29 protein-coding genes are annotated in these 26,281 nt (G+C 69.2%); 5 read left to right on the top strand and 24 right to left on the bottom strand.

The window, feature by feature from the left end; all coding sequences use genetic code 11:
* The first annotated feature begins 201 nt into the window (after positions 1–201).
* Positions 202–630 (top strand): hypothetical protein, encoded by a 429-nt coding sequence (locus ACGFI7_RS32395; protein WP_393411242.1) that lies wholly within the window; start codon positions 202–204, stop codon positions 628–630.
* Positions 631–682: 52 nt separating this feature from the next.
* On the opposite strand, the gene ACGFI7_RS32390 is transcribed toward ACGFI7_RS32395, so the two are convergent.
* From ACGFI7_RS32390 to ACGFI7_RS32380, 3 genes are read right to left on the bottom strand one after another with little or no spacing between them, the layout of a single operon-like run.
* Positions 683–955, bottom strand: a complete 273-nt coding sequence (locus ACGFI7_RS32390; RefSeq protein ID WP_393411240.1) for a hypothetical protein — start codon at positions 953–955, stop codon at positions 683–685.
* 55 nt (positions 956–1,010) lie between these two features.
* Positions 1,011–1,907: an aldo/keto reductase gene (locus ACGFI7_RS32385; RefSeq protein ID WP_393411238.1), complete on the bottom strand. Its 897-nt coding sequence runs from the start codon at positions 1,905–1,907 to the stop codon at positions 1,011–1,013.
* Entirely contained in the window at positions 1,898–2,782 is an 885-nt protein-coding gene (locus ACGFI7_RS32380) for an NAD-dependent epimerase/dehydratase family protein (protein WP_393411236.1), read from the bottom strand. Before ACGFI7_RS32380 ends, ACGFI7_RS32385 begins: the two co-directional genes overlap by 10 nt.
* A 71-nt stretch (positions 2,783–2,853) precedes the next feature.
* On the opposite strand from ACGFI7_RS32380, the gene ACGFI7_RS32375 reads away from it, so the two are divergent.
* Entirely contained in the window at positions 2,854–3,825 is a 972-nt protein-coding gene (locus ACGFI7_RS32375) for a LysR family transcriptional regulator (RefSeq protein WP_393411234.1), read from the top strand.
* A 5-nt stretch (positions 3,826–3,830) separates the two neighbouring features.
* Here the strand turns inward: ACGFI7_RS32375 and ACGFI7_RS32370 are convergent, their stop codons facing one another.
* The gene (locus tag ACGFI7_RS32370) at positions 3,831–4,247 is read right to left on the bottom strand and encodes a type II toxin-antitoxin system VapC family toxin (RefSeq protein WP_393411232.1); all 417 of its coding nucleotides are present in this window, start codon (positions 4,245–4,247) and stop codon (positions 3,831–3,833) included.
* Positions 4,223–4,387: a hypothetical protein gene (locus tag ACGFI7_RS32365; protein ID WP_393411230.1), complete on the bottom strand. Its 165-nt coding sequence runs from the start codon at positions 4,385–4,387 to the stop codon at positions 4,223–4,225. The genes ACGFI7_RS32370 and ACGFI7_RS32365 overlap by 25 nt, the downstream gene beginning before the upstream one ends.
* Positions 4,388–4,487: 100 nt before the next feature.
* On the opposite strand from ACGFI7_RS32365, the gene rarD reads away from it, so the two are divergent.
* The gene (gene rarD / locus ACGFI7_RS32360; RefSeq protein WP_393411228.1) at positions 4,488–5,408 is read left to right on the top strand and encodes an EamA family transporter RarD; all 921 of its coding nucleotides are present in this window, start codon (positions 4,488–4,490) and stop codon (positions 5,406–5,408) included.
* Here rarD and ACGFI7_RS32355 read toward each other — a convergent pair.
* The 17 genes from ACGFI7_RS32355 to ACGFI7_RS32275 form a co-directional block, all read right to left on the bottom strand.
* A complete protein-coding gene (locus ACGFI7_RS32355; protein ID WP_393411226.1) occupies positions 5,376–6,365 on the bottom strand; it encodes a polyprenyl synthetase family protein in 990 nt (329 codons plus the stop codon). The genes rarD and ACGFI7_RS32355 overlap by 33 nt on opposite strands.
* An 11-nt stretch (positions 6,366–6,376) precedes the next feature.
* Positions 6,377–7,963 carry an NADH-quinone oxidoreductase subunit NuoN gene (gene nuoN / locus ACGFI7_RS32350; protein ID WP_393411224.1) on the bottom strand — a complete coding sequence of 529 codons (1,587 nt, stop codon included), beginning with the start codon at positions 7,961–7,963 and terminating at the stop codon, positions 6,377–6,379.
* A complete protein-coding gene (locus ACGFI7_RS32345) occupies positions 7,960–9,525 on the bottom strand; it encodes an NADH-quinone oxidoreductase subunit M (protein WP_393411222.1) in 1,566 nt (521 codons plus the stop codon). The genes nuoN and ACGFI7_RS32345 overlap by 4 nt, the downstream gene beginning before the upstream one ends.
* Positions 9,525–11,366, bottom strand: coding sequence for an NADH-quinone oxidoreductase subunit L (gene nuoL, locus ACGFI7_RS32340; protein ID WP_393411405.1), 1,842 nt, complete (start codon positions 11,364–11,366; stop codon positions 9,525–9,527). Before nuoL ends, ACGFI7_RS32345 begins: the two co-directional genes overlap by 1 nt.
* Before the next feature lie 70 nt (positions 11,367–11,436).
* Entirely contained in the window at positions 11,437–11,733 is a 297-nt protein-coding gene (nuoK, locus tag ACGFI7_RS32335) for an NADH-quinone oxidoreductase subunit NuoK (protein ID WP_393411220.1), read from the bottom strand.
* Positions 11,730–12,488, bottom strand: a complete 759-nt coding sequence (locus tag ACGFI7_RS32330) for an NADH-quinone oxidoreductase subunit J (RefSeq protein WP_393411218.1) — start codon at positions 12,486–12,488, stop codon at positions 11,730–11,732. The genes nuoK and ACGFI7_RS32330 overlap by 4 nt, the downstream gene beginning before the upstream one ends.
* On the bottom strand, positions 12,481–12,996 hold the full coding sequence (nuoI, locus tag ACGFI7_RS32325; protein WP_393411217.1) for an NADH-quinone oxidoreductase subunit NuoI: 516 nt from the start codon (positions 12,994–12,996) through the stop codon (positions 12,481–12,483). The genes ACGFI7_RS32330 and nuoI overlap by 8 nt, the downstream gene beginning before the upstream one ends.
* The gene (nuoH, locus tag ACGFI7_RS32320; RefSeq protein WP_393411216.1) at positions 12,983–14,299 is read right to left on the bottom strand and encodes an NADH-quinone oxidoreductase subunit NuoH; all 1,317 of its coding nucleotides are present in this window, start codon (positions 14,297–14,299) and stop codon (positions 12,983–12,985) included. The genes nuoI and nuoH overlap by 14 nt, the downstream gene beginning before the upstream one ends.
* Complete coding sequence (locus tag ACGFI7_RS32315; RefSeq protein WP_393411215.1) at positions 14,296–16,680, bottom strand: NADH-quinone oxidoreductase subunit G; 2,385 nt, start codon at positions 16,678–16,680, stop codon at positions 14,296–14,298. The genes nuoH and ACGFI7_RS32315 overlap by 4 nt, the downstream gene beginning before the upstream one ends.
* Entirely contained in the window at positions 16,677–17,966 is a 1,290-nt protein-coding gene (nuoF, locus tag ACGFI7_RS32310) for an NADH-quinone oxidoreductase subunit NuoF (protein ID WP_393411213.1), read from the bottom strand. Before nuoF ends, ACGFI7_RS32315 begins: the two co-directional genes overlap by 4 nt.
* Entirely contained in the window at positions 17,963–18,619 is a 657-nt protein-coding gene (nuoE, locus tag ACGFI7_RS32305; RefSeq protein WP_393411211.1) for an NADH-quinone oxidoreductase subunit NuoE, read from the bottom strand. The genes nuoF and nuoE overlap by 4 nt, the downstream gene beginning before the upstream one ends.
* Positions 18,616–19,941 (bottom strand): NADH-quinone oxidoreductase subunit D, encoded by a 1,326-nt coding sequence (locus ACGFI7_RS32300; protein ID WP_393411209.1) that lies wholly within the window; start codon positions 19,939–19,941, stop codon positions 18,616–18,618. The genes nuoE and ACGFI7_RS32300 overlap by 4 nt, the downstream gene beginning before the upstream one ends.
* Before the next feature lie 46 nt (positions 19,942–19,987).
* Positions 19,988–20,692: an NADH-quinone oxidoreductase subunit C gene (locus tag ACGFI7_RS32295; RefSeq protein ID WP_393411207.1), complete on the bottom strand. Its 705-nt coding sequence runs from the start codon at positions 20,690–20,692 to the stop codon at positions 19,988–19,990.
* Positions 20,689–21,240, bottom strand: coding sequence for a NuoB/complex I 20 kDa subunit family protein (locus ACGFI7_RS32290; RefSeq protein ID WP_393411205.1), 552 nt, complete (start codon positions 21,238–21,240; stop codon positions 20,689–20,691). Before ACGFI7_RS32290 ends, ACGFI7_RS32295 begins: the two co-directional genes overlap by 4 nt.
* Before the next feature lies 1 nt (position 21,241).
* Complete coding sequence (locus ACGFI7_RS32285) at positions 21,242–21,637, bottom strand: NADH-quinone oxidoreductase subunit A (protein ID WP_148036370.1); 396 nt, start codon at positions 21,635–21,637, stop codon at positions 21,242–21,244.
* Between the two features lie 76 nt (positions 21,638–21,713).
* Positions 21,714–22,970 carry a geranylgeranyl reductase family protein gene (locus ACGFI7_RS32280; protein WP_393411203.1) on the bottom strand — a complete coding sequence of 419 codons (1,257 nt, stop codon included), beginning with the start codon at positions 22,968–22,970 and terminating at the stop codon, positions 21,714–21,716.
* A gap of 148 nt (positions 22,971–23,118) precedes the next feature.
* Positions 23,119–23,847, bottom strand: coding sequence for a demethylmenaquinone methyltransferase (locus ACGFI7_RS32275; RefSeq protein WP_393411201.1), 729 nt, complete (start codon positions 23,845–23,847; stop codon positions 23,119–23,121).
* Positions 23,848–23,925: 78 nt separating this feature from the next.
* On the opposite strand from ACGFI7_RS32275, the gene ACGFI7_RS32270 reads away from it, so the two are divergent.
* Entirely contained in the window at positions 23,926–25,131 is a 1,206-nt protein-coding gene (locus ACGFI7_RS32270) for a hypothetical protein (protein WP_393411199.1), read from the top strand.
* Here the strand turns inward: ACGFI7_RS32270 and ACGFI7_RS32265 are convergent.
* Positions 25,128–25,346, bottom strand: coding sequence for a DUF4229 domain-containing protein (locus ACGFI7_RS32265; protein WP_393411197.1), 219 nt, complete (start codon positions 25,344–25,346; stop codon positions 25,128–25,130). The genes ACGFI7_RS32270 and ACGFI7_RS32265 overlap by 4 nt on opposite strands.
* Positions 25,347–25,603: 257 nt before the next feature.
* On the opposite strand from ACGFI7_RS32265, the gene ACGFI7_RS32260 reads away from it, so the two are divergent.
* On the top strand, positions 25,604–25,825 hold the full coding sequence (locus ACGFI7_RS32260; protein ID WP_026214226.1) for a BldC family transcriptional regulator: 222 nt from the start codon (positions 25,604–25,606) through the stop codon (positions 25,823–25,825).
* A gap of 196 nt (positions 25,826–26,021) precedes the next feature.
* Here ACGFI7_RS32260 and ACGFI7_RS32255 read toward each other — a convergent pair whose 3' ends face one another.
* Positions 26,022–26,279, bottom strand: coding sequence for a hypothetical protein (locus tag ACGFI7_RS32255; protein WP_393411195.1), 258 nt, complete (start codon positions 26,277–26,279; stop codon positions 26,022–26,024).
* Positions 26,280–26,281 lie beyond the last annotated feature (2 nt).

Here is a 26,281-nt window from a genome sequence, read left to right as displayed (position 1 = left end):
ACAGCCTCGCTGGCACCGAACCGAACGTCACCTTCGCCGCCAGGAGGCAGCACCGTCTCCCGGTTCAGTGACCTGCACCGGCCCCGGCTGACGACGGCCGGGCCGGGCCGCTCTCGGGGCGGCGGCCTGGGGTGCCGCACGTTCGGCGACTTCCCTCGCCGGAACCTGCGGGATCGTTCCGGTTCGTAGGACTATGTCCTCATGTCAGTGACCGAGTTCGCCGGCGCGTCCCAGGACAAGAATCGTGGCATCACGTCCCCTGGCGGGCTGTATGAGTTCTGGACCGAGGAGGGAGCCCACGTCTATCTCCACGACACCGACTTCAGGCGCCTGACCTACAAGCCCGGCAGGCCGCCCACGTTGGAATTGGAGTTCTTCTACCCCCCGCAGTGGACCCCACCCGAACTATCGAAGACACCCGTCGTGCTCTTCCGGTTCGAAGACGTACGACTCGTCGAATGGCACGAGGACCAGGAGGCCGCTGACCTCGTGGCCGCCTCCCCTGATGCTCCACCGGGGCAGGTCGGGCAGTTCGATTGGGACGGCACTGACATGTTCACTTTGGACACCTTGATCTTGCGCTTGCTCTTTCACGCCCAGCGAGCGGCGGTGATCGTACAAGGGGAGTAGAGCGCATGGAGCCGCGGCCGACTTGCCCCTGCTGCGCATCGAGGAGCCCGGCTCAGCCCGCACGCCACAGGACGGCACGGGAGACGCCGTAGGTGTTCTCCAGGGCCACCGAGCCGACGGCGTAGACCTGGCCCGTACCAGGTCGCCGGGCCAGGGAGTCAGGCTTGGCCGTCCGCCCGGCACCGGCGGCAGGGTCAGGCGAGGGCGTGCGCCCGCCGACGGCGGCAGGCGTGGAGGTGCGGTCGGCCGGGGTCGTATCAGCGCTGAACGCGCAACCGCCGACGGTCACCAGCAGCACGGCCAGCGCCTGACTCGCCGTTCTCATGCGTGGAGTCTCGCACGCCCCCGCAGGCACTCCAGGCCACATCTCCACGAGCCGGTCATGGTGTGACCGCCGCGCATCCTCCTCGACATGGGCCGAGCCTCACAAGCTCCTCGTCGGTGAGCGTCAGACGGGCCGCGGCGGCGGAGTCCCTGATCGACGCCGGACGGCTCGCGCCGGGGATCGGTATGACCCACGGGCCGGCCGCGAGCAGCCAGGCGAGGCACACCTGCTGCGGGCTGACGCCGCGTTCACGGGCGATCGCGTGGAAGGGGGTGTGCTCCGCCGCCTCGGCGTCCTCCCTCTCGAGCGCGCTCCGCGAGATCCCGCCGAGCGGGCTCCACGGCAGGAACGCGATCCCGAGCTCTCCGCAGAGCCGCAGCTCGGGCTCGCTTTCGCGGACCGCGGGCGAGTACCGGTTCTGTACGGAGACCAGGCGTCCATCCAGCTCCCGGTGCGCCTCGCGCATCTGCGCCACGTTCACGTTGGACACCCCGACCATCCGGATCTTGCCCTCGTCGAGGAGATCGCGCAGCACACCCACCGACTCGGCGAACGGCACCGCCGGATCGGGCTTGTGCAGTTGGTACAGCCCGATGGCGTCGACGGCCAGCCGCTTCAGCGAGGCCTCGCACGCGCTCCTGAGGTGCCGAGGATCCCCGTTCACCGTCCAGGACCCGTCGCCGGGACGGCCCCGACCGCCCTTGGTGGCGACGAGGACACCGTCGGTGTCACCGCCGTAGCTCTTCAGGGCGCGGGCGATGAGCAGCTCGTTGTGCCCGACCTCGTCCGCGTGCCACTGGTAGCAGTCCGCGGTGTCGATCAGCGTGACGTCCGCGTCCAGCGCCGCGTGGACCGTGGCGATCGCTCTGGCCTCGTCGGGCCTGCCTTCGATGGACAGCGGCATGGCGCCCAGCCCGATGGGGCTGACGGGAACGTTCCCGATCACACGCATGCCAGGACCTCCGAGATGACACGCGGCAGCCAGTCCGCGGTGTGCGAGAACGCGAAGCCCAGCCCGGTGGCGCGCCCGTTGTCCATCCCGTAGGCGCGGTCGAAGGAGAACGGCGAGGCGTCGTGGCCGGTCGTGTAGAGGGCTTGGCCGGCCCCGGCGGCGGACAGCGCGTCGCACACCTGGGTGACGTCCAGCGGCCCGTGCGAACAGGCGTTGACCGGCCCGGTGAATCCCGACTCCGCTGCCCACACGAGGAAGTCGGCGATCTCCCTGTCGTTGACGAACGACGACGGACGCGGCTCCGGGTGCACGACGACGGGAAGGCCGTCGCGCATCCGCGTCACATAGTGGTCGAGCCGCCCGGTGAAGTCCGCACCTCCCAGCACGTGCCCCGTACGTACGCTGACGAAGTCGAAAAGGGGTTCGCGGGCGAGAACGGCCTCGGCCTGACGCTTGCCTTCCCCGTAGTGCTCCTCGAGGTACTCCGAGTCGTGCCACAGCAGGTCCATCCGTACCGGCTGGGCCGCGAGATCGATCGCGTCCTCACGGACCGGTGCGCTGTCGAGCGAGGAGTAGACCTCGATCGTGGAGGTCATGACGTACCGTCGCGTCCGCCCGGCGAAGACCCGCCGCGCCACGGCCGCCTGGTGCGGCGTGTAACAGACCTGGTCGATCACCACGTCGAAGGTGCGATCCCCCAGAGCGTCGCGCAGCCCGTCCTCGTCGTCCCGGTCGGCGACGAGATGCGTCACCCCTTCCGGCGCCGGCGAGGAGCCGCGGTTGATCACCGCCACGGCCTTGCCCGCGTCGCGCAGTCGTTCCACCACTCGTCTTCCGAAGTACCGGCTGCCGCCGATGACGCACACCTTGTTCACGCGTAGCAGCCTGGCCCTCTACAGTCGTAAGCGGTAGTGGTGGTCTCCTTATCCCGTCATTAGGAAGTCTGATGATCGATGTCCAGCGTCTCCGCGTCCTGCGCGAAGTCGCGCGGCACGGCAGCTTCAACCGGGCCGCCGCCGAGCTGCGCTTCACCCCCTCGGCCGTCTCGCAGCAGATCGCCGCGCTGGAACGCAGCCTCGGCCTGGCCGTCGTCGAACGCAGCACGCGGGGTGTGACGCTCACAGAACCGGGCCGGGTGCTGGTGGAGGCGGCGGAGGCCATCGCGGCGGAGCTGACCGACGCACAGGAACGGATCACCCGGCTCTCCTGCGATCGCCCCCGCTTGACTGTGGCGACGTTCGCCAGCGGAGGACGCCGGCTGCTGCCCCCAGCGCTCTCCCGGTTCGTCGCCGGGCATCCCGAGGTGGAGCTGACCATCCTGGAGCGGGAACCGGAGGACAGCATCCCGCTCGTCCGAGAGGGACGGGCCGACCTCGCCCTGGCCTACCACCTCGACGGTCCGCCGCCCGTCCGGCCAGGCGACCGGTCCGGCCTCGACTGGACCCCGCTCGGACCCGACCCGCTCTGTGTCGTCCTGCCCCGCACTCATCCCCACGCCGACCGGCAGACCCTCCACCTGGCCGAGCTGTCCGACGAACGCTGGGTGCTCGGCTGCCTGAAGACCCTCGACCTCCTGCGGCGCTACTCCACCCTGGCCGGCTTCGAGCTCCGCATCTCCTGCAGCGCGACCGACTACGAGTTCGCCCAGTCACTCATCTCCGCGGGGGTCGGCGTCGCCCTCATCCCGGAGATCGCCGTGACAGAAGACCCCGACCTGGTCACCGTCCGCCTGGAGCCGCCCAGCCCGTCCCGCCACATCGGCGTCGCGACGCCCCGCCGCCGTGGCCCCGCGCGACCGTACGTCGAAGCCCTGCTGAATGTGCTGAGTGCCCCCGGTGCAGTCTCCCGGGAGCGTACGCCCCCGCCTTCTTCCAGCAGCCCCGGGGACGAGACCGCAGTGCCCCCGAACAGCCCTTGAGCAAGCTAGACAGCCACTACCTGCACGGCCTTCCCGCACAGTCTGTTCATGTCGTCCTTGTCAGACGTCAAGACGATGGCAGGACGCACTGAGCACAGAGCGGTGGCCGCCACCACAGCGTCGATGGCGTACTTGTGACCGTGCAGGCGGGCATCCCGAAGGAGGTCGATCGCCCGCGAGGAGATGTCCTCGGTCAACGGCTCGATTCTCAACCGGGACAGATACCACCTCAGACGGTCGTTCTTGACCCGAACGTCTTGCGCCTCGATCGGTGTCATGGCGCTGACCACGACACGAAAATCGTTGTCCTGTGCCTCCCGTACGAACGCCGTCACCCGCTGGTCAGCCTCGCACCATTTCACGAGTCCCTCGGAATCGAGGACGACGGTGCCCGCGCTCAACCGGCTTCGTGCGCGCGCCATCCGTCCTCCTCCTGGAGTTCGGGCGCCGACTTCACGTGACGGAACAGATCGGCCGCCTCGTCACGCAACACCTGCGGGATCGGCCCGGAAGCGGCCTCGTTCGCCTGCAGAGCCTCCTCCAGAAGGTCCCGCTCGATCACCTCGTGAGCGCACAGCTGGCGATCGTTAACTATCGCTACATATTTCCCTATAGAACCCCGCATTTGTGCTCAAAGGTAGTCATGCCCGAAGATGGGTTTCATGCCTGAACTACGGCGCGGTGTGCTGTTCGGTGTGGCCGCGTATGCGATGTGGGGTCTGTTCCCCCTCTACTGGCCGCTGCTCAAGCCTGCCGGGGCGGTCGAGATCCTCGCCCATCGGATGGTCTGGTCGCTCATCACCGTGGTCGTGGTGCTGGCGGTGCGCAGGCACTGGGGGTGGATCAAGGAGATCGCCCGGCAGCCGCGCAAGCTCGCCCTGCTGGGCCTGGCGGCCGTGGTCATCACGGTCAACTGGGGCACCTACATCTACGCGGTCAACACCGGGCACGTGGTGGAGAGCGCGCTGGGGTACTTCATCAACCCGCTGGTGAGCGTGCTGTTCGGGGTGGTGCTGCTGCGGGAGCGGCTGCGGCCGCTGCAGTGGACGGCGGTGGGGTTCGGCACGCTGGCGGTGATCGTGCTGACGGCCGACTACGGCCGGCCGCCGTATCTAGCGCTGGTGCTCGCCGTCTCGTTCGGCCTGTACGGGCTGATCAAGAAGCAGGCGAACGTGGGCGCGGCCGAGAGCCTGACGGTGGAGACGCTGGTGCTGATGGTGCCGGCGCTGGCCTACATCGGGTTCCTGGAGGCCGCCGGGCAGTCGACATTCGGGCACCAGGGCGTCTGGCACGTGGCGCTGCTGATCGGCGCCGGTGTGATCACGGCGGTGCCGTTGATCTTCTTCACCGCCTCCGCCATCCGGGTGCCGCTCAGCACGATCGGGCTGTTGCAGTACATCGCGCCGGTGCTGCAGTTCTTGTGCGGCGTGCTGGTCGCGCGGGAGACGATGCCGCCGAGCCGGTGGATCGGCTTCTCCATCGTGTGGCTGGCGCTCGCGATCTTCACGTACGACAGCTTGCGGGCGGCACGGGCCGCCCGCGTCGGCAGGTCAGCCAGAACGCTCGACCACGTAGTCACATAGCGTCAGGAACGCCGTCCTGGCCGGGATGTCGGGAAGGCCGTTGATGTCGGCGCGGGCGCGGTCGACCCAGGCTTCCAGGTCGGCGCGGGCCCGCTCCATCGCCGGGTGAGCTCGCAGCAGCGTCAGCGCCTCGTCCAGGTCCTCCTCGGCCACCGGGCCCGCGAGCAGCTCGGCGAGCCGGGACTCCGGGTCGCCGGACAGCACGTACAGCACCGGCAGGGTCCTGATGCCCTCGCGCAGGTCGGTGCCGGGCGTCTTGCCCGACTGCCGGGACGAGGAGGCCACGTCCAGCAGGTCGTCGCCGAGCTGCCAGGCCACCCCGATCGCCTCGCAGGCCCGGCTGAGCCGCTCCTCGACGTCGGCGGCGGCGCCGGACAGCAGCGCGCCGAACCGGCCGGCCGCCGCGATCAGCGAGCCGGTCTTGTCGGCGAGCACGTGGATGTAGTGGGCGATCGGGTCGTCGCCGGCGCGCGGCCCGACCGTCTCGCGGATCTGCCCCTGCACCAGGCGGGAGAACGTCTGCGCCTGGATCCGGATCAGCTCGGGCCCGAGGTCGGCGAGCAGGTCGGAGGCCTGGGCGAAGAGGTAGTCGCCGGTGAGGATGGCCACGGTGTTGTCCCACCGGGCGTTGGCGGACGGTGAGCCGCGGCGCACCCGGGCCTCGTCCATGACGTCGTCGTGGTAGAGCGAGCCGAGGTGGGTCAGCTCGATGACCACGGCGCCGGGCACCACGCCCGGCGCCGACGGGTCGCCGAACTGCGCGGCCAGCAGCACCATCAGTGTGCGGAAGCGCTTGCCGCCGGCCTCGATGAGGTGCTTGGACGCCTCCGTGACGAAGGCGTCCTCGCTCTCCACCGACGAGCGCAGCAGCTTCTCGACCGCGGCCAGGCCGTTGGCCACGTCCTGCGCCAGCCGCTCGTCTTCGATAGGAAGGTCAACAACGGGAGGCGCGGACATATGGTTTCCCCTTATCTAACGAAAAGGCTGGAAGCAGCCGTGTTGGCGAGCTGGAGTACGGGCTCCGGGAACAGCCCGACTCCTACCGTAACCAGCAGCGAGAACGCGATGACGGTCACGGTGCCGGTACTCGGCACCGCGATCGTCGGACCGTCGGCCGCGGGCTCGCTGAAGAACATGAGCACGATCACGCGGACGTAGAAGAACGCCGCGACGGCCGAGGCGACGACGCCGAGGACGACCAGGCCTGTCATCCAGGAGCCCAGCGAGTCGCCGGCCTCCCCGCCGCTGCCGATCGCCGCCGTGAAGATCGCGTACTTGCCCATGAACCCGCTGGTCAGCGGGATGCCGGCGAAGGCCAGCAGGAAGAAGGCGAACACCCCGGACAGGATCGGCGCCCGCTTGCCCAGGCCCGCCCAGCGGGACAGGTGGTTGGCCTCGCCGCCGGGGTCGCGCACGAGCGTGACGACGGCGAACGCGCCCACGGTCGCGACGCCGTACACCAGCAGGTAGAACAGGATCGCCTGCAGCGAGACGACGTTGCCCTGCGCGGTGTCGTACGTCGCCAGCACGCCCACCAGCAGGAAGCCGGCGTGCGCGATGGAGGAGTAGGCGAGCATGCGCTTGATGTCGGTCTGCGTGATGGCGATCACGGCGCCGACGATCATCGTCAGCGCGGCGACGGCCCACAGCACCGGACGCCAGTTCCAGTCGAGGTTGCCCAGGCCGACCCAGAACACCCGCAGCAGCGCGCCCACGGCCGCCACCAGCGTGCCGGAGGCCATGAGGGCGGTGATCGGCGTCGGCGCGCCCTGGTAGACGTCCGGCTTCCAGGCCTGGAACGGAGCAGCGCCGATCTTGAACAGCAGGCCCACGCCGAGCAGCCCGAAGCCGAGCAGCAGCAGCGGGTCGAGCAGCGCGCCCTGGGCCAGCGCCTGGTGGATCCCGGCGAAGGACACCGTGCCGGCGTAGCCGTAGAGCATGGCCGTGCCGTACAGGAAGAACGCCGAGGAGAACGCGCCGAGCAGGAAGTACTTCATCGACGCCTCCTGCGACAGCAGGCGGCGCCGGCGGGCCAGGCCGCACAGCAGGTAGAGCGGCAGCGACATGACTTCCAGGCCGACGAACATCGTCAGCAGGTCGTTCGCGGCGGGAAACATGAGCATGCCGCCCACGGCGAACAGCACCAGCGGGTAGATCTCGGTGTGCTCGTGGCCGGCCCGCTCGGCCCCTTCCTCGTCGGAGCTGCCGGGCACGGCCGCCGCCGAGGCGACGAAGTGGCCCTCGTCGTTGATCAGCAGCACGCAGACGACGGACAGGACGAGGATGACGCCCCAGATGAACAACGCGGGCCCGTCGACCGCGAGCGCGCCCATGGCGACCGGCCCCTCGGACACGTCGCCCCGCACGACCTGCACGATGACCAGCGCGAAGGCGCCGATCAGGGAGAGCAGGGTGAGCGGCACCTGGAAGGAGCGGCGCAGGTAGCGAGGCGCGAACGCCTCCACGAGGACGCCGATGATCGCCGCGCCGAACACCAGCAGCAGCGGCGCCAGCGTGCCGTACTCGATCGTCGGGAACTCGATGGTCGGGTTCACTGCCCGGCTCCCTTCTCAGCGACCCCCGGGTTGTCCACCTGGACGTTGACCAGGGTGCTGGTCACCGCGGGGTTGATCACGTCCAGCAGCGGCTTGGGGAAGAACCCGAAGCCGATGATCAGCGCGACGAGCGGAGCCAGGACCCACACCTCGCGGGCGTTCAGGTCCTTGAACGCCTTGACCGGCTCGGCGGTCGGGCCGTTGAGCGCCCGCTGGACCATCCACAGGATGTAGACGGCGGCGAGGATGACGGCCACCGCGGAGACGATCGCCGCCGCGGCCAGCGCGCCTGAGCCGAACGCCTGGCTGGAGTAAGTGCCGATCATCACCATGAACTCGCTGACGAACGACGACAGCCCCGGCAGGGAGAGCCCGGCCAGACCGGCGATCAGGAAGAAGCCGGCCAGCATCGGGGCGACCTTCTGGACGCCGCCGTAGTCGTCGATGTGCGGCGAGCCGCGCCTGGCGATGAGGAACCCGGCGGCCAGGAACAGCGCGCCGGTGGCGAAGCCGTGGTTGACCATGTAGAGAGCGGCGCCGGCCTGGGCGACCTGCGACATGGCGAACACGCCCATGACGATGAAGCCGAAGTGGGAGATCGACGTGTAGGCGATGAGCCGCTTCATGTCGCTCTGCCCGATGGCCACGATCGCGCCGTAGATGATGCTGATGACCGCGAGCACGATGATCGGCGTGGTGAACGCCTTGGCCGCGTCGGGGAACAGCTCCAGGCAGAAGCGGAGCATGCCGAACGTGCCGACCTTGTCGAGCACGCCGACGAGCAGCACCGCGGCCCCGGCGGGCGCCTGCGCGGCGGCGTCGGGCAGCCAGGTGTGCACCGGCCAGAGCGGCGCCTTGATCGCGAAGGCGATGAAGAACCCGGCGAACAGCCACTTCTGCGTGGCCGGGTCCTGGATGGCCCCGACGAGTTCGGGGAACATGAACGTCCCCTTGCCCGCGACCACGTACAGCCCGATGACCGCGACCAGCATGAGCAGGCCGCCGAAGAGCGAGTACAGCAGGAACTTGACGGCCGCGTAGGACCGCTGGGCGCCGCCGTACGACCCGATCATGAAGTACATCGGGATCAGCATGGCTTCGAAGAAGACGTAGAACAGGAAGACGTCGGTCGCCGCGAAGACGCCGATCATCATCGCCTCGAGCACGAGCAGCAGCGAGAAGTACGTCTTCACCGAGCGCTTGGGCGCGACCACGGTGCCGTCGGCGGCCTTGACCCCGTCGGCGTCGTGCCAGGACGCCAGCACCACGATCGGCACCAGCACCGCCGACAGCGCGATCAGCACCAGCGCGATGCCGTCGACGCCGACGCCGAAGTGCACCCCGAAGCTCGGGATCCAGTCGTACGTGGCCGCGAACTTGAACCGGTCACCGGCGGCGCTCGGGAACTGGAACGCCATCACCAGCGTCAGGGCCAGCACCACCAGCGAGACCAGCAGCGTGACCTGCTTGGCCAGAGTGGTGCTGCCCTTCGGGAGCAGGGCCACCACGATGGCGCCCAGCACGGGCACCACCATGAGTATTGGGAGCCAGAGTGACGACATCAGATGTTCCCAACGAGGAGCAGGGCGCCGGTCAGGATGGCGGCGCCGAACAGGATGGACAGCGCGTAGGTTCTGGCGAAGCCCGTCTGGAGCCTGCGCAGGCGCCCTGAGCTGCCGCCGATGCCCGCGGCCAGCCCGTTGACCACGCCGTCGATGCCGCGGTTGTCGAAGAACACCGCGAGGCGGGTCAGCCACTGGCCGGGCCGCATGATCAGCGACTCGTTGAGCGCGTCACCGTACAGGTCACGCCGGGCGAACGTGGTGAGGAACGAGCCGCGCGGCTGCACGGCCGGCACCTCGGCGCGCCCGTACTTGAACCAGGCGATGGCCGCACCGATCGCGACCAGCACCAGCGTGGCGAGGCCGGGGACGCTGAACGGGTGGAACCCCGGCAGGTCGGCGGGACGTCCGACAGCGGGGGCCAGCCACAGCATGAGCGTGTTGCTCAGCACCAGGTAGCCGCCCAGGAAGATCGACCCGATCGACAGGACGATCAGCGGGATCGTCATGACCTGCGGCGACTCGTGCGGGTGAGCGTCCTTCTCCCAGCGCTTCTCACCGAAGAAGGTCATGAAGACCATCCGCGACATGTAGAAGCCGGTGATGCCGGCGCCCAGGACCGCCAGCCAGCCCAGGATCGGCTGGTGGTGGATCGCGGTCTCGATGATGCCGTCCTTGGTGAAGTAGCCGGACAGCAGCGGGAACCCGATGATCGCCAGATAGCCGATGAAGAACGTGGCGAAGGTGAGCGGCATGTACTTGCGGAGCCCGCCGTACTTGCGCATGTTCACCTCGTCGTTCATGCCGTGCATGACCGAGCCGGCGCCGAGGAACAGGTTGGCCTTGAAGAAGCCGTGCGTGATCAGGTGGCCGATGGCGAAGGCGTAGCCCGCCGGGCCGAGGCCCGCGCCCAGCATCATGTAGCCGATCTGCGACATCGTGGACCCGGCCAGGCCCTTCTTGATGTCGTCCTTGGCGCACCCGATGATCGCACCGGCGAGCAGCGTGGCCGCGCCGACGATGGCGACGGCGAGCGCGGCGCCCGACCCCTCGGGGAAGAAGAACGCGCCGGAGCGGACCACCAGGTAGACGCCGGCGGTGACCATGGTCGCCGCGTGGATCAGGGCCGAGACCGGGGTCGGGCCCTCCATGGCGTCCAGGAGCCACGACTGCAGCGGCAGCTGGGCGGACTTGCCGCACGCGCCGAGCAGCAGGAGCAGGCCGATGGCCAGCGTGGTGCCGTTCTGCACGTCCGCCGCGGCGCCCAGCTCGGCGAAGGTGAGGCTGCCGAACGTGGTCCAGATGATGAACATGCCGACCAGCAGGCCGAAGTCACCGACCCGGTTGACCACGAACGCCTTCTTGGCCGCGACCGCCGCCGACGGCTTGAACTGCCAGAACCCGATCAGCAGGTAGGAGGCGAGACCGACGCCCTCCCAGCCGATGAACAGGCCCACGTAGTTGTCGGCCAGCACCAGCAGGAGCATGGCCGAGACGAACAGGTTCAGGTAGGCGAAGAACCTGCGCCGGTCGGAGTCGTGCGACATGTAGCCGATCGAGTAGATGTGGATCAGCGATCCGACACCGGTGATCAGCAGCGCGAACGCGATCGACAGGGGGTCGATGAGCAGCCCCATGTCCACCATGCCCGGGATGAACTCCCACAGGTGCACCGCCTGGCGGCGCTGCGCCTCGGGAAGCCCGAGCAGTTCGACGAACGCCAGCACCGCCACGACGAACGAGGCGAGGGACATGGCCACGCCCAGCAGATGGCCCCACCGGTCGGTGCGGCGGCCGAGCACCAGCAGGATGGTCGCCCCCAGCAACGGGAAGGCGATCATCAGCCAGGACAGCCCGATCACGCCACCGGTGGTGTGCTGGATGATCTCAACGGGATCCACCAGTCACCTCTTAGTACTTCAGCAGGTTGGCGTCGTCGACGGACGCGGACCTGCGGGTTCGGAAGATCGTCACGATGATGGCCAGGCCGACCACGACCTCGGCCGCGGCCACCACCATCACGAAGAACGCGACGATCTGGCCTTCCAGGTTGCCGACTTGCCTGGCGAAGGTGACGAACGCGAGGTTGCAGGCGTTGAGCATGAGCTCGACGCACATGAACACCACGATCGCGTTGCGCCGGACCAGCACGCCGATCGCGCCGATGGCGAACAGCAGGCCGGACAGGATGAGGTATTGCGTGGTCACTCGGACTCCTCCTCGGCCCGTGCCCGGATGGCCTCGGCGAACTTCGGATCCTTGGGCAACCGGTCCTGCTCGACGTCGTAGCGCGCGATGTAGGGGTTGACCGACTCCTCGGAGACCGTCCCGTCGGGCAGCAGCGCCGGCATGTCGACCGCGTTGTTCCTGGCGTACGTGCCGGGACCGGGCAGCGGCGTCGGCCGGTCGCCGAGGAAGCGCGCGCGGGACAGGTCCTTCTGCGTCGCCTTCTTGGTGATCCGCTCGCGGTGCGCCAGCACCATCGCGGCGAGCGCGGCGGTGATGAGCAGCGCCGAGGTGATCTCGAACGCGAACACGTACTTGGTGAACAGCAGCAGCGCGATCGAGCGGATGTAACCGCCTGACGCGGTGGCGGCGGCGAGCCCCTCCTGCGTGGAGAAGGCCGCGTTGCCGACGGCCAGCACGATCAGCGCGGCGAAGCCGATGCCGGCCACGGCCGCCCAGAACCGCTGCCCGCGCAGCGTCTCGACCAGCGAGTCCGAGCTGTCGACGCCCACCAGCATGAGGGTGAACAGGAACAGCATCATGACGGCGCCGGTGTAGACGATGATCTGCACCGCGGCCAGGAACGGCGCTTCCTGCACCGCGTACAGGACCGCCAGGCAGAGCATCACGGTGCCGAGCATCAGCGCCGAGTAGACGGCCTTCCTGTTGAAGACCATGCCGAGCGCTGCGCCGACGGACACGACGGCGAGCACCCAGAACGTGATGGTCTCACCCATTGGTCCGTCCCAGCCGGTAGTAGTCCTCTTCGGTCTCGCCGAGACGCATCGGGTGCGGTGGCTGCTCCATGCCCTGCGTGAGCGGGGCCAGGAGCATCTCCTTGGTGAAGATCAGCGCCTCACGGCTGCTGTCGGCGAGCTCGTACTCGTTGGTCATCGTGAGCGCCCGGGTGGGACACGCCTCGATGCACAGTCCGCACAGGATGCAGCGCAGATAGTTGATCTGGTACGTGCGCCCGTAACGCTCGCCCGGAGAATAGCGCTCCGCCTCGGTGTTGTCCGCGCCTTCGACGTAGATCGCGTCGGCCGGACACGCCCAGGCGCACAGCTCGCACCCCACGCACTTCTCCAGGCCGTCGGGCCAGCGGTTGAGCTGGTGACGACCGTGGAAGCGAGGAGCCGTCGGCTTCTTGACCTCCGGGTAGTTGGTCGTGACGGGCTTCTTGAACATCGTGTGGAAGGTGACCCCGAAGCCCTTGACGGGGTTCAGCCAATCAGTTAGTCCCACTGGGAATCTCCTTGTGCTGCGCCCCGTGGTAGTGCGGCAGGTCGAGCGGCGGCACAGGGAAGCCACCGGCTGCCGGCTCCTTGGACAGCGTCTCGAACTCGGCGTCGACCTCCGCCTTCGCGGCTTCCCTGCGGCGCTGGTTGACGGTGTCGAACCGCATCCAGATCGCCAGCGCGCCGATCACGATGATGGCGCCGAGGCCGGCGGAGACGTACAGGTCGCCGGGGAAGGTGCCGTTGTTGACGAAGATCACGTTGCGCACGGCGGCGACGAGCAGGATCCACGCCAGGTTGACCGGGATCAGCACCTTCCAGCCCAGCGACATCAGCTGGTCGTAGCGGACGCGCGGCAGCGAGGCCCGCACCCACACGATGAAGCAGAACGTGAGCACGAACTTGATGAGGAACCACAGCACCGGCCACCAGCCCGCGTTGGCGCCCTCCCACAGCGAGATGGGGAACGGCGCCCGCCAGCCGCCGAGGAACAGCGTCACGGCGATGCCGGAGGCGGTGAAGGTGTGGACGTACTCGCCCATCATGATCAGCGCGAACTTCAGCGACGAGGAGTACTCCGTCTGGAAGCCGCCGACCAGCTCGCCCTCGCCCTCGGGCAGGTCGAACGGGATGCGCGCCGCCTCGCCGAACATGCAGACCACGTAGATCAGGAACGACGGGATGAGCAGCACGGCGTACCACGTCTGCTGCTGCGCCGCGACGATCTCCGAGGTGGACAGCGTGCCGGCGAACAGGAAGATGGCCACGAACGACAGGCCCATCGCGATCTCGTACGAGACCACCTGGGCCGCCGAGCGCAGACCGCCCAGCAGCGCGTACGGCGAGCGCGAGGACCAGCCGGCGAGCACCACGCCGTAGACCGACACGGCGCCCATGGCGAGCATGAACAGCACCGCCACCGGCAGGTCGACCAGCTGCAGCGGCGTCTGCACGCCGAACAGGTTGACCATCGGCCCGAACGGGATGATGGAGAAGGCCAGGAAGGCCGGCACCACCATGATGATCGGGGCCAGCAGGTAGAGCACCTTGTCCACGGTCCGTGGGAACAGGTCCTCCTTCAGCCCCATCTTCAGGCCGTCGGCGACGGACTGCAGGATGCCGAACTTGCCCGCCCGGTTGGGGCCGTAGCGGTGCTGCATCCGGGAGATCAGCTTCCGCTCGAACCAGACGCCGAGCAGGATGCCGACCATGATGAAGGCGAAGAGCATCACGGCCTTGATGATGATGATCCAGAGCGGGTCCTTGCCGAAGTCGGCAAGGGTCGGATCGGCCGCGAGAACGTGGGTCATGAGGCGCTCCCGATCGTGACGATGTCGCCGGCCACCGCGCCCAGGTCGCGGGTGACCGAGCAGCCGCCCGAGTTCGACGGCACCCAGACCACGCGGTCCGGCAGGTCGGCGATGCGGACGGGCAGCGTGACGGCGTTGGGCCCGCGGCCCCCGACGACGACCTTGTCACCGTCGGCGACGCCGATCTCCGCCGCCGTGCTCTCCGAGACCAGCGCCTCGGCCGCGCGGGCGGTGCCCGCGAGGTACGGCTCGCCGTCCTGGAGGCGGCCGTCGTCGAGCAGCAGGTGCCAGGTCGCCAGCAGGGCCTCGCCCGCGGCGGGCGCGGGCGTGGCGCGGGTGGCGACCGACGGGGCGGCGACGCGGGCGCCGCGCCACGCGCCGATGGACGACAGCTCGCGGCGCGCGGCCTGCGCGTCGGGCAGCCCGAGGTGGACGTCCATCCGGTCGGCCAGGCTGCCGATGACGCCCAGGTCGCCGCGGAGGCCGGGCACCTGGATCGGCGCGCCGAACGAGCGGCCCCTGCCTTCCCAGTTGACGAACGTGCCGCCCTTCTCCTGGACGGTGGCCACCGGCAGCACCACGTCGGCCCGGTCGGTGACCGCGCTGGCGCGGGTCTCCAGGCTGACGATGAACGGCATCCGCTCCAGCGCCTCCAGCGCCAGCGCCGGGTCGGGCAGGTCGTACGGGTCGACCCCGGCCACGACCAGGGCGTCGAGCTCGCCTTCCAGGGCGGCGGCGAGGATGCCCGCGGTGTCGAGGCCCGGCGCGGCGGGCAGCGAGGCGACGCCCCACGCGCGGGCGACCTCGGCCCTGGCGGCGTCGTCCTCGACCGGCCGGCCGATCGGCAGCAGGTTGGGCAGCGCGCCCGCCTCCAGGGCGCCGCGCTCACCGGCCCGGCGCGGGATCCAGGCGACCCTGACACCGGAGGAGGCCAGCCGCACCAGCGCCGACAGGGCGCCGGGCACCGTGGCGAGCCGCTCGCCGGCCAGCACGATCGTGCCCTCGGCCAGCGTGCCGGCCAGGTCGCCGAGCGCGTCGGCCTCGCCGCCGGGTGCGGTGCGGACGAGCGTGCCGCCGAGCTTGGCCAGGCCCGTGGACAGGAACGGGGCGATCGAGGTGACCTGCAGCCCGCGCTTGCGCCAGGCCTTGCGCAGCCGCAGGAAGACGATCGGCGACTCCTCCTCGGGCTCGAATCCGGCGAGCACCACGGCGGGAGCGCTCTCCAGGTCGGCGTAGGAGATCTCGATGCCCGTGCCGGCGACCGCGTGCGCGAGGAAGCGGGCCTCCTCGGCGGAGTGCGGCCGGGCGCGGAAGTCGATGTCGTTGCTGTCGAGCGCGATGCGGGCGAACTTGGCGTAGGCGTAGGCGTCCTCGACCGTGAGCCGGCCGCCGATCAGCACGCCCGCCTTGCCGCGGGCGGCCGCCAGGCCCTGCGCGGCCAGGCTCAGCGCCTCCGGCCACGAGGCGGGCACGAGCACGCCCTCCTCGTCGCGGACCAGCGGCGTCTTGAGCCGGTCGGGCTGGGTGGCGTAGGTGAACGCCCAGCGGCCCTTGTCGCAGTTCCACTCCTCGTTGACCTGCGGGTCGTTGCCGGCCAGGCGGCGGGTGACCCGGCCGCGCCGGTGGTCGGTGCGCTGGGCGCAGCCGGAGGCGCAGTGCTCGCACGCGCTCGGCGTGGACACCAGGTCGAACGGGCGGGCCCGGAACCGGTAGGCGGCGCCGGTCAGCGCGCCCACCGGGCAGATCTGCACCGTGTTGCCGGAGAAGTAGGACTGGAACGGCTCGCCGTCGGCGACGCCGATCTGCTCCTTGGCGCCCCGCTCGAAGAAGTCGATGAACGGGTCGCCGGCGATCTGGTCGGAGAAGCGGATGCAGCGCGCGCACTGCACGCAGCGCTCACGGTCGAGCAGCACCTGCGTCGACAGGGGCAGCGGCTTGGGGAAGGTGCGCTTCTGCTCCTGGAAGCGCGACTCGCCCTGGCCGTTGGACATGGCCTGGTTCTGCAGCGGGCACTCGCCGCCCTTGTCGCACGTCGGGCAGTCGAGCGGGTGGTTGATGAGCAGGAACTCCATCGCCCCGCGCTGCGCCTTCTCGGCCACCGCCGAGGTCAGCTGGGTCTGCACGACCATGCCCTCGGCGACCTCGATCGCGCAGGACGGCTGCGGCTTGGGGAAGCCGCGGCCGTTGCCGGCGTCGGGGATGTCGACCAGGCACTGGCGGCAGTTGGCCGCCGGGTCGAGCAGCGGGTGGTCGCAGAACCTGGGGATCTGGATGCCCAGCAGCTCGGCCGCCCGGATGATCAGCGTGCCCTTGGGGACGCTGATCTGGAACCCGTCGATCGTGCAGGTCACCAGGTTCGTCTCTACAGCGGTTGTGGTCACCGGTCACCCCACACAGTGGACTTCTTCGGGTCGAACGGGCAGCCGCCGACCTCGAAGTGCTTGAGGTACTCCTCGCGGAAGTACTTCACAGACGAGTGGATCGGGCTGGTCGCGCCGTCGCCCAGGGCGCAGAAGGAGCGGCCGAGGATGTTGTCCGCGATGTCGGTGATCGTGGACAGGTCCTCCTCCGTGCCCTGGCCGGCTTCCAGGCGCTTGAGCACCTGCTTGAGCCAGTAGGTGCCCTCACGGCACGGCGTGCACTTGCCGCACGACTCGTGCGCGTAGAACTCGGTCCAGCGCAGCACGGTGCGGACCACGCAGGTGGTCTCGTCGAAGATCTGCAGCGCGCGGGTGCCGAGCATGGAGCCCTTCGCGCCGACGGCCTCGAAGTCGAGCGGGACGTCGAGGTGCTCGTCGGTGAAGATCGGCGTGGACGAGCCGCCTGGGGTCCAGAACTTGATCCGGTGTCCCTCGCGGACGCCGCCCGCCATGTCGAGCAGCTCGCGCAGCGTGATGCCGAGCGGCGCCTCGTACTGGCCGGGCCGCGTGACGTGGCCGCTCAGCGAGAAGATGCCGAAGCCCTTGGACTTCTCGGTGCCCATCGAGGCGAACCAGTCGGCGCCGTTGGCGACGATGCTGGGAACACTCGCCACAGACTCCACGTTGTTCACAACAGTCGGCGAGGCGTACAGGCCCGCCACGGCCGGGAACGGAGGCTTGAGCCGCGGTTGACCCCTGAAGCCTTCCAGCGAGTCGAGCAGCGCGGTCTCCTCGCCGCAGATGTAGGCCCCGGCCCCGCTGTGGACGACGAGCTCCAGGTCGTAGCCGGAGCCGAAGATGTCGGTGCCGAGATAGCCCTTCTCGTACGCCTCGCGCACGGCCGCGTGCAGCCGCCGGATGACGTGCAGCACCTCGCCCCGCACGTAGATGAAGGCGTGGTTGGCCCGGATCGCGTACGAGGTGATGATCACACCCTCGACGAGCGCGTGCGGGTTGGCCATCATGAGCGGGATGTCCTTGCAGGTGCCCGGCTCCGACTCGTCGGCGTTGACGACGAGATAGTGCGGCTTGCCGTCGCCCTGCGGGATGAACCCCCACTTCATGCCGGTGGGGAAGCCCGCGCCGCCGCGACCGCGCAGGCCGGAGTCCTTGACGGCCTGGATGACCGCGTCGGGGTCCATGCCCAGCGCCTTCTTCGCCGCGTCGTACGGGCCGTAGCCGTCGATGGTGAAGGAGTCGGGCCTGTCCCAGCTCGCGGTCAGGACCGGAGTAAGAGTCGTGCTCATGCCTCGGGGGCCTTCCATCCGTTGGCCTTGGCGACCTTGAGCCCTTCGAGCGACGCGCCCGCGGCCGAGGGGCCTTCGGGGGCCAGGTCGTCGGGCAGCCCGGCCAGCACGCGGGAGGCCTCCTTGAACGAGCACAGCCGCTTCGGGCCGCGCGTGGGCCGCACGTCCTTGCCGTCGCGCAGGTCGTCGACGAGCTGCTTGGCCGACTCGGGAGTCTGGTTGTCGAAGAACTCCCAGTTGACCATCATGACCGGGGCGAAGTCGCAGGCCGCGTTGCACTCCAGGCGCTCCAGGGAGACCTTCCCGTCAGGGGTGGTCTCCTCGTGGCCGACGCCGGTGTGCTCCGAGAGCTGCTCCCAGATCTCGTCGCCGCCCATGACGGCGCAGAGCGCGTTGATGCACACGCCGACGTGGTATTCGCCGGCCGGCTTGCGCTTGTACATCGTGTAGAACGTCGACACGCCGACGACCTCGGCCTTGCTCACGCCGAGCATCTCCGCGCAGAACTCGTGACCGTCGTCGGAGACGTAGCCGTCTTCGGACTGCACGAGGTGGAGCAGCGGCAGCAGGGCCGAGCGCGCCTTCGGGTAGCGGCCGATGATCTCCTTGGCGTCCCGCTCCAGACGCTCCCGGACTTCCGGTGCGTAGCTCACCGGTCCACACCTCCCATGACGGGGTCGATAGATGCCACCGCGGCGATCACGTCGGCGACCTGCCCGCCTTCCGCCATGGCGGGGACGGCCTGCAGGTTGTTGAAGGACGGCTCCCGGAAGTGGACGCGGTAGGGGCGGGTGCCGCCGTCGCTGACGACGACCGCGCCGAGCTCGCCCTTGGGCGACTCGATCGGCGCGTACGCCTGCCCGGCCGGCACCCGGAAGCCCTCGGTCACCAGCTTGAAGTGGTGGATGAGGGCCTCCATGGAGCTGCCCATGATGTGCGCGATGTGGTCGGGGGAGTTGCCGAACCCGTCGGGCCCGAGCGCGAGCTGCGCCGGCCAGCCGATCTTCTTGTCCTCGATCATCACCGGGTCGCCCTTGAGCGGACCGGCGATGCGGTCCAGGGCCTGCTCGATGATCTTGAGGGACTCCTCCATCTCCTTCATGCGGACGAGGTAACGCGAGTAGACGTCACAGCCCCGCTCGACGGCGATGTCGAACTCGTAGTTCTCGTAGCCGCAGTAGGGCTGCGACTTGCGCAGGTCCCACGGCAGGCCCGCGGCCCGCAGGATCGGCCCGGTCACGCCGAGCGCCATGCAGCCGGTCACGTCGAGGTAGGCGACGTCGCGCGTACGGCGGACGTAGACCGGGTTCTCGTCGAGGAGCTTGCGGATGTCCTTGATCCGCTTGGGCATCTCCTTGAGGAACTCGCCGACCTTGTCGACCGCGCCCGCGGGCAGGTCGACGCTGACGCCGCCGGGCCGCACGTAGGCGTGGTTCATGCGCAGGCCGGTGATGTACTCGAACAGGTCCATGACCATTTCGCGGTCACGGTAGCCGAACAGGAACGGCGTGGTGGCGCCCAGCTCCATGCCGAACGTGCCCATCGCGACCAGGTGCGACGAGATGCGGTTGAGCTCCATCATCATCACGCGGATCGCCTGGGCCCGGTCGGGCACCCGGTCCTCGATGCCGAGCAGCTTCTCCACGCTCAGGCAGTAGGCCGTCTCGTTGAACAGCGGCGAGAGGTAGTCCATGCGAGTGACGAACGTGGTCCCCTGGGTCCACGTGCGGTACTCCATGTTCTTCTCGATGCCGGTGTGGAGGTAGCCGATGACGGTGCGCGCCTCGGTGACCGTCTCGCCGTCGAGGGTCAGGACCAGCCGGAGCACGCCGTGCGTGGACGGGTGCTGCGGGCCCATGTTGACGACCAGGCGCTCGTCGTCGCTCTCGCGGACGCCGGTGACGACGTCGTCCCAGTCGCCGCCGGTGACGGTGTAGACCTTGCCTTCTGTCGCCTCGTCGTAGGCGGTGCTCATGAGTGATCCTCCCTGCGGTCGTCAACGCGTTGCTCGATGAACTCGCTCACGCGTATGACCTCCTGTGATCCGGCGAGGGGATCGTCGCGCCGCGGTATTCGACCGGGATGCCGCCCAGCGGGTAGTCCTTGCGCTGCGGGTGGCCGTCCCAGTCGTCGGGCATCATGATCCGGGTCAGCGCGGGGTGACCGTCGTAGACGATGCCGAAGAAGTCGTACGCCTCGCGCTCGTGCCAGTCGTTGGTCGGATAGACGCCCACCGTCGACGGGATGTGCGGGTCGGCGTCGGGGCAGCTCGTCTCAAGACGCACCCGGCGGTTGTGGGTCAGCGAGCACAGGTGGATGAGCGAGTGCAGCTCCTCCCCCTCCAGCTGCGGGTAGTGCACGCCGGAGACGCCGAGCGACAGCTCGAAGCGGAGCGCCGGGTCGTCGCGGAGCTTCTGGCAGACCTCGACCAGCCGCTCCCGCTTGACGTGCAGGGTCAGCTCGCCGCGGTCGACGACCACGCGCTCGATGGCGTCGTCCATGTCGAGGGCGTCGACGATCTCGTCGAAGTAGCCGCCGTACGGTCGCGGCGTGGACAGCTGCGGCTGGCGGCGGACGACCAGCCCGCCGAAGCCGGAGGTGTCGCCGGAGTCGTGCGTCCCGAACATGCCGCGCCGGACGACCGGAGCCTCGATCGGCTGCGGCGCCTGTGCCTCTTCGGGCACCTTCGCGTCGGGGACCTCGGGAAGGTTGTCGGGCGAGGTCACTTGGCCGCCCCCTGGTCGATCAGCGGCAGCGTACGCAGCGCCCGCAGTTCGAGCTCCTCGATCTGCTTGGCGCGGTGCGCGCCGAACTTCATGTTCTGGATCTTGTCGTGCAGCTTGACGATCGCGTCGATGAGCATCTCCGGCCGCGGCGGGCAGCCGGGCAGGTAGATGTCGACCGGCACGACGTGGTCGACGCCCTGGACGATCGCGTAGTTGTTGAACATGCCGCCGCTGGAGGCGCACACGCCCATCGCGATGACCCACTTGGGCTCGGCCATCTGGTCGTAGATCTGGCGCAGCACCGGCGCCATCTTCTGCGACACCCGGCCGGCGACGATCATCAGGTCGGCCTGCCGGGGAGACGCCGAAGCGCGCTCCATGCCGAAGCGCGCGAGGTCGTAGTGGGAGGCGCCGGTGGCCATCAGCTCGATGGCGCAACAGGCGAGACCGAACGTGGCCGGCCACACCGAGTTCTTGCGGGCCCAGCCGGCGGCCTGCTCGACCGTGCTGAGGATGAATCCGCTGGGGAGTTTCTCTTCGAGTCCCATGTCAGTCCCACTCCAGACCCTTGCGGCGCCATACGTACGCGTAGGCGACCAGGACGGTGACGATGAACAGCAGCATCTCCACGAGCGCGAACACGCCCAGCCCGGAGGCGATCACCTGTCCGGCGTCGTTGGTGAGCGGCGCGAAGGAGACCGCCCACGGATAGAGGAAGATGATCTCGATGTCGAAGACGATGAAGAGCATCGCCGTGACCATGTATTTCAGCGGGAACCGTCCGCCACCGACCGGCTGGGGCGTCGGCTCGATCCCGCATTCGTACGCGTCGAGCTTGGCGCGGTTCCAGCGCTTGGGACCGGTGAAGGGGGCGATGGCGACCGAGAAGATCGCGAAGCCCCCCGCGAGAACGGCGAGCACCAGGATGGGCACGTAAAGGTCCATCGCTACGCCTCCTCTTGCGCCGCCGCGCGCACCGGCGCGTGGCGAGATCTATGGATTTGCCGGGTGAGTGTGGGAATCATGCTCGTGGCGCGACCTTCGAGAGTGCGTTGATGATCTTGTCTGACGCATCGCCTCGCCGGTCGGTGAGATTACCAAGGAGTTTGAGCGCGAAGCGCATCAGCCTGGGGTGGGGAAGTCCGTGCCTGGTGCCGAAGCTCATCACACCCGGCTTCCCGATCGCCTCGACGAACAACCTGCCCAAGGTGAAGTAGCCGCCGTAGGCGTCCTTCAGCAGGCGCGGATAGTCGCGCAGCAGGCGTTCGCGCTGCGCGGGGGTGGTGCGGGGGGCGAGCGCCCTGGCGATGACCTCGGCGGCTATCTCGCCGGTCTCCATCGCGTAGGCGATGCCCTCGCCGTTGAACGGGTTGATCGAGCCGCCGGAGTCGCCGACCAGGACGAGACCGCGGGTGTAGAGAGGCTGCCGGTTGAAGGCCATGGGCAGCGCGGCGCCGCGGATCGGGGCCCGCATGTTTTCCTCGGTGAAGCCCCACTCGGCGGGCATCGACCGGCACCACCGCTTGAGCAGGTCGCGGTAGTCGATGTTGCCGAAGTGGGAGCTCGTGTTGAGCAGGCCGAGCCCGACGTTGGCGGTGCCGTCGCCGACGCCGAACACCCAGCCGTAGCCGGGCAGCAGCGTCTCCTCGTCCCACAGCTCCAGCCAGGTCTCGAGGTAGTCGTCGTCGTGGCGGGGGCTCTCGAAGTAGGTGCGCACCGCCACGCCCATCGGGCGGTCCTCGCGCTTGTGGAGCCCCATGCCGAGGGCCAGGCGGGTGCTGTTGCCGTCGGCGGCCACCACCAGGCGGGCGCGGTGGGTGGCGCCGTCCTTGGTGGTCACGCCGACGACGTGGCCGCTGCGGTCGTCGAGCACCGGGCCGGTGACGGTGACGCCCTCCATCAGGCGCGCGCCGGCCTTCACCGCGTGGGCGGCGACGATCTCGTCGAAGTCCTTGCGGGTGCGGACGAGCCCGAAGTCGGGGAAGCGCTCCAGCTTGGGCCAGTCGAGCTCGAACCGCAGGCCGCCGCCGACCACGCGCAGGCCCTTGTTGCGGACCCAGCCGGGGCCGTCGACGTCGACGCCCATGTTGAGGAGCTGCTTGACGGCGCGCGGGGTCAGGCCGTCGCCGCAGACCTTCTCCCTCGGGAACCGGGTCTTCTCCAGCACCAGCACGTCGAGCCCGGCGCGCGCGAGATAGAAGGCGGTCGCGGAACCGGCGGGACCGGCGCCGACGACGATGACGTCGGCGTCAGCCTTGCGGGCTGCGGGCACGGTCACGGGCCTGGTCCTGTCCTACAAACGGGGTGTTTTCCGAGGTGGTCCTTTGTGAACCTCTTCACAAACTTTCCGGCCCGTCAGTCTAACCCTTTTCCAGGACAAAGTGGCAGCCGGGGGGCCTTCATGCCCCAGTAGATCACGCCCGTGCTCACACTTTCGAGACGGGCGGTTTGAAGCCCCGGTGCATGGCCACGATGCCGCAGGCCAGGTTGCGCCAAGCGACGCGCTGCCAGCCGGCATCTTGAATCGTACGCGCCAGGGTCCGCTGGTCGGGCCAGTCCCTGATCGACTCCGCGAGATACTCATAGGAGTCGTCGTTGGAGCCGAAGAGCCGGGCCACCTTCGGCAGCATCCGCATCACATATTCGCGATAGCCCAGGTCCAGCACGGGCACCGTGACGTGGGAGAACTCCATGATCACCAGCCGCCCGCCGGGCCTGGTCACCCGGAGCATCTCGCGCAGCGCCTGCCCGGTGTCATGAACGTTGCGCAGCGCCACCGAGATCGTCACCACGTCGAACACGTCGTCCGCGAACGGGAGCCGCAGCGCGTCGCCCGCGACGAACGGGATGCCCGCGCCCGTCAGCGCGTTGCCGCCGCGCCGGCGCACCCCCACCTGGAGCATGCCGAGCGAGAAGTCGGAGGCGATCGCCCGCGCGCCCAGCGCGGTGAAGGTCTCGGTCGACGTGCCGGTGCCGGCGCCGAGGTCGAGCACGAGCTCGCCGGGGCCGGCGTCGACGGCGCGGGCCACGGCCTTACGCCACAGCCGCACCTGCCCGAGGGAGATCAGGTCGTTGACCAGGTCGTAACGCCGGGCCGTGCGGTCGAACATCGCGGCGACCTCGTCCGGCTTCTTGTCAAGCTGAGCGCGCGTCATGACTGCAAGCCTACGGCCAACCAGACAATTGACGGAAAGTAGCCACGTCGCTACTTTCCGTCTGCTAAGAATGGGCGAATGCTTGCCCGAGTCGCCCTGGCGGCGATCATCGCAGCGGCCCCCACCGCGCATCCCGGCGTGGTCTCGGCCGACCCCCTCGACACCACCCCGCACGTCCTCGACGGCATCGTCAACGCCATCACCGTGGTCGGCGGCACCGTCGTCGTCGGCGGCTCCTTCAGCCAGGTCGCCGACGCGTCCAGGACCGTGCGGTTCGAGCGCGCCAACCTGTTCGCCTACGACCTGAAGACCGGCCGCGTGCTGACCCGCTTCGCGCCCGACATCGGCGGAACGGTCCACAGCCTGGCGCCCGGCTCCGACGGCACCGTCTACGTCGGCGGCGACTTCACCGTGGTCGGCTCCTCCCCCGCCCGCGCCCTGACCCGGCTCGCGCTGGCCGACGGCCGGCCGGTGCGCTCGTTCTCCCCGCAGGTGTTCGGCGGCGCGGTCACCACGCTCGCCCGCAGCGGCTCCCACCTGTACGCGGGCGGCGACTTCACCCGGCCGCGCACCGCCCTGGCCAGGCTGGACGCCACCACCGGCGCGGCCGACGACGGCTTCCGCGTCGTCCCAGGCAAGCCGCTCACCCGGAAGGTCAAGGTGCACGCGCTGGCCGTGTCCGGCAGCCGGCTCGTGGTCGACGGCAGCTTCACCACCCTCGACGGGCACTCGCGCCCGCAGCTCGGCGTGGTGGACGTGAGCCGCCCCGTCGCCGCGGTCGCGCCCTGGCGCACCGGCGTGTACGCGGACCCGTGCATGGACGTGTTCCCGTCGTACGTGCGCGGCCTGGACATCTCACCGGACGGCCGCTACTTCGTGGTGGTGACCACCGGCGGCCCGCGCCGCGGCATGTGCGACAGCGCGGCCCGGTTCGAGATGGGCGCGCGGGGCGAGAACGTCAAGCCCACCTGGGTCAACAAGACCGGGGGCGACTCGCTCTACTCGGTCTCGGTCACCGGCGCGGCCGTGTACGTCGGCGGCCACCAGCGCTGGCTGAACAATCCGCGGGGCCGCGACTCGGCGGGCCCTGGGGCGGTGCCGCGCGAGGGCATCGCGGCCATTCATCCCCGTACGGGAATGGCCCTCAGTTGGAATCCGGGCCGGGAGCGGGGCATCGGCGTGAAGGCGTTTTTCGCACACAGCCGAGGACTACTTGTCGGTAGCGACACAACGAGACTCGGGCGGGAGTACCATGCCCGGATTGGCATGTTCCCTCTGCCCTAGTCGTCCTGCGGCTTGGGACGGTCCAGCCTGTCACTGAGACGGGCGCTCACCGCGTCACGTTGCTTGGACAGCAAGACGAAGCTGGCGAATCCGCTGACCACGAACGCACCCCCGATCAAGAACAGGGGGTGCTGGAGCCCGGTCAGCCACAACACGCCGAGGGCAATGACGAACAGGCCGATCCGCGACGCGGTGTAAACGAGAACGGGATGCACGAGGTCGAGATTACTCGGCCGCCGGCACCGCTCGCTCTTCGCATCGGGCGCGAGCGCTGCTACTGTTCCCAGTTAGGGTGTTTCGTAAAGAAACACCCACGAGAGCCCCAAAGAGGCTCTATCATATAACAATCGGGCAGTCAGCTGATAACAACCCGTGATCTTTGCAGAAAACCACGGATAAATCAGGCTTCGCTCGACACACTGGTTACCTGTCCGCCCGCTGGCAGGAAGCGGGATGCGAGGGGGAGAGATTGGTGGAGAGTAGCAGCGAGCGTCTGCTGACCCCTGGAGAGGTTGCCGCCCTCTTCCGGGTAGACCCAAAGACGGTTACGCGCTGGGCTGCGGCAGGCCGCATCAGCAGTATCCGCACCCCCGGAGGGCACCGGCGCTTCCGCGAGTCGGAAGTGCACGCCCTTCTCCGAGGCGAGGACGTTCTAACGGCCGACAGGCCGGCAGGTGAGTCCCCGCGCGTCTGACGTGCCGTCTGGTCGGTGATCCTGCGAGCCAGGATCACCGAGACGGGATGTCGGTCCGCGTGCTCACTGGTCCAACCCGCGGCGAGCACGGTGAAAGGCGCCAACCGCCGATCGTGGCTGGCGCCTGCCAGGCCGCCACGTCACCGCCCCGTGGTGCTCCGACGAGCCCTCCTGCCCTCTCTCCCCACCTCCGGGCTCACACCTCGTCCTGGTCCGCCGCGAACTGGTCGGCTTTGTAGGCCAGGAACTCCCGCTCCAGCGCGTCGTTCTCCTCCGCCCAGCGGCGCCGGCGCTCGGCCGCCTCCTCCTCGGTCACCGACTCGGACAGCCACCGGCTGTAGTCGGGGTCGTCCGGCCCGACCTCTACGTAGGCGTTGCCGATCAGGCGCCCGTCCTCACTGGCCAGGCTCCGCGGCACCCTCAGGGTGCCGTCAGTGAGCCGGATGACGTACATGG

The organism is Nonomuraea sp. NPDC048826 (assembly GCF_043198225.1).
Classification (GTDB): domain Bacteria; phylum Actinomycetota; class Actinomycetes; order Streptosporangiales; family Streptosporangiaceae; genus Nonomuraea.
Note: the sequence above shows the minus strand (reverse complement) of the source record. Positions and strands in the feature narration are given on the sequence as shown.

Bases quoted from the DNA above. Each gene is read 5' to 3' on its own strand.
- ACGFI7_RS32375 (WP_393411234.1), top strand. From the start codon at position 2,854: ATGATCGATGTCCAGCGTCTCCGCGTCCTGCGCGAAGTCGCGCGGCAC.
- ACGFI7_RS32395 (WP_393411242.1), top strand. From the start codon at position 202: ATGTCAGTGACCGAGTTCGCCGGCGCGTCCCAGGACAAGAATCGTGGC.
- ACGFI7_RS32330 (WP_393411218.1), bottom strand. From the start codon at position 12,488: ATGGGTGAGACCATCACGTTCTGGGTGCTCGCCGTCGTGTCCGTCGGC.
- nuoL (WP_393411405.1), bottom strand. From the start codon at position 11,366: ATGATCGCCTTCCCGTTGCTGGGGGCGACCATCCTGCTGGTGCTCGGC.
- ACGFI7_RS32285 (WP_148036370.1), bottom strand. From the start codon at position 21,637: ATGGACCTTTACGTGCCCATCCTGGTGCTCGCCGTTCTCGCGGGGGGC.
- rarD (WP_393411228.1), top strand. From the start codon at position 4,488: ATGCCTGAACTACGGCGCGGTGTGCTGTTCGGTGTGGCCGCGTATGCG.
- ACGFI7_RS32370 (WP_393411232.1), bottom strand. From the start codon at position 4,247: ATGGCGCGCGCACGAAGCCGGTTGAGCGCGGGCACCGTCGTCCTCGAT.
- ACGFI7_RS32345 (WP_393411222.1), bottom strand. From the start codon at position 9,525: ATGTCGTCACTCTGGCTCCCAATACTCATGGTGGTGCCCGTGCTGGGC.
- ACGFI7_RS32300 (WP_393411209.1), bottom strand. From the start codon at position 19,941: ATGAGCACCGCCTACGACGAGGCGACAGAAGGCAAGGTCTACACCGTC.
- ACGFI7_RS32290 (WP_393411205.1), bottom strand. From the start codon at position 21,240: ATGGGACTCGAAGAGAAACTCCCCAGCGGATTCATCCTCAGCACGGTC.
- ACGFI7_RS32255 (WP_393411195.1), bottom strand. From the start codon at position 26,279: ATGTACGTCATCCGGCTCACTGACGGCACCCTGAGGGTGCCGCGGAGC.
- nuoF (WP_393411213.1), bottom strand. From the start codon at position 17,966: ATGAGCACGACTCTTACTCCGGTCCTGACCGCGAGCTGGGACAGGCCC.
- ACGFI7_RS32355 (WP_393411226.1), bottom strand. From the start codon at position 6,365: ATGTCCGCGCCTCCCGTTGTTGACCTTCCTATCGAAGACGAGCGGCTG.
- ACGFI7_RS32390 (WP_393411240.1), bottom strand. From the start codon at position 955: ATGAGAACGGCGAGTCAGGCGCTGGCCGTGCTGCTGGTGACCGTCGGC.
- ACGFI7_RS32275 (WP_393411201.1), bottom strand. From the start codon at position 23,847: ATGACGCGCGCTCAGCTTGACAAGAAGCCGGACGAGGTCGCCGCGATG.
- ACGFI7_RS32385 (WP_393411238.1), bottom strand. From the start codon at position 1,907: ATGCGTGTGATCGGGAACGTTCCCGTCAGCCCCATCGGGCTGGGCGCC.
- ACGFI7_RS32270 (WP_393411199.1), top strand. From the start codon at position 23,926: ATGCTTGCCCGAGTCGCCCTGGCGGCGATCATCGCAGCGGCCCCCACC.
- nuoH (WP_393411216.1), bottom strand. From the start codon at position 14,299: ATGACCCACGTTCTCGCGGCCGATCCGACCCTTGCCGACTTCGGCAAG.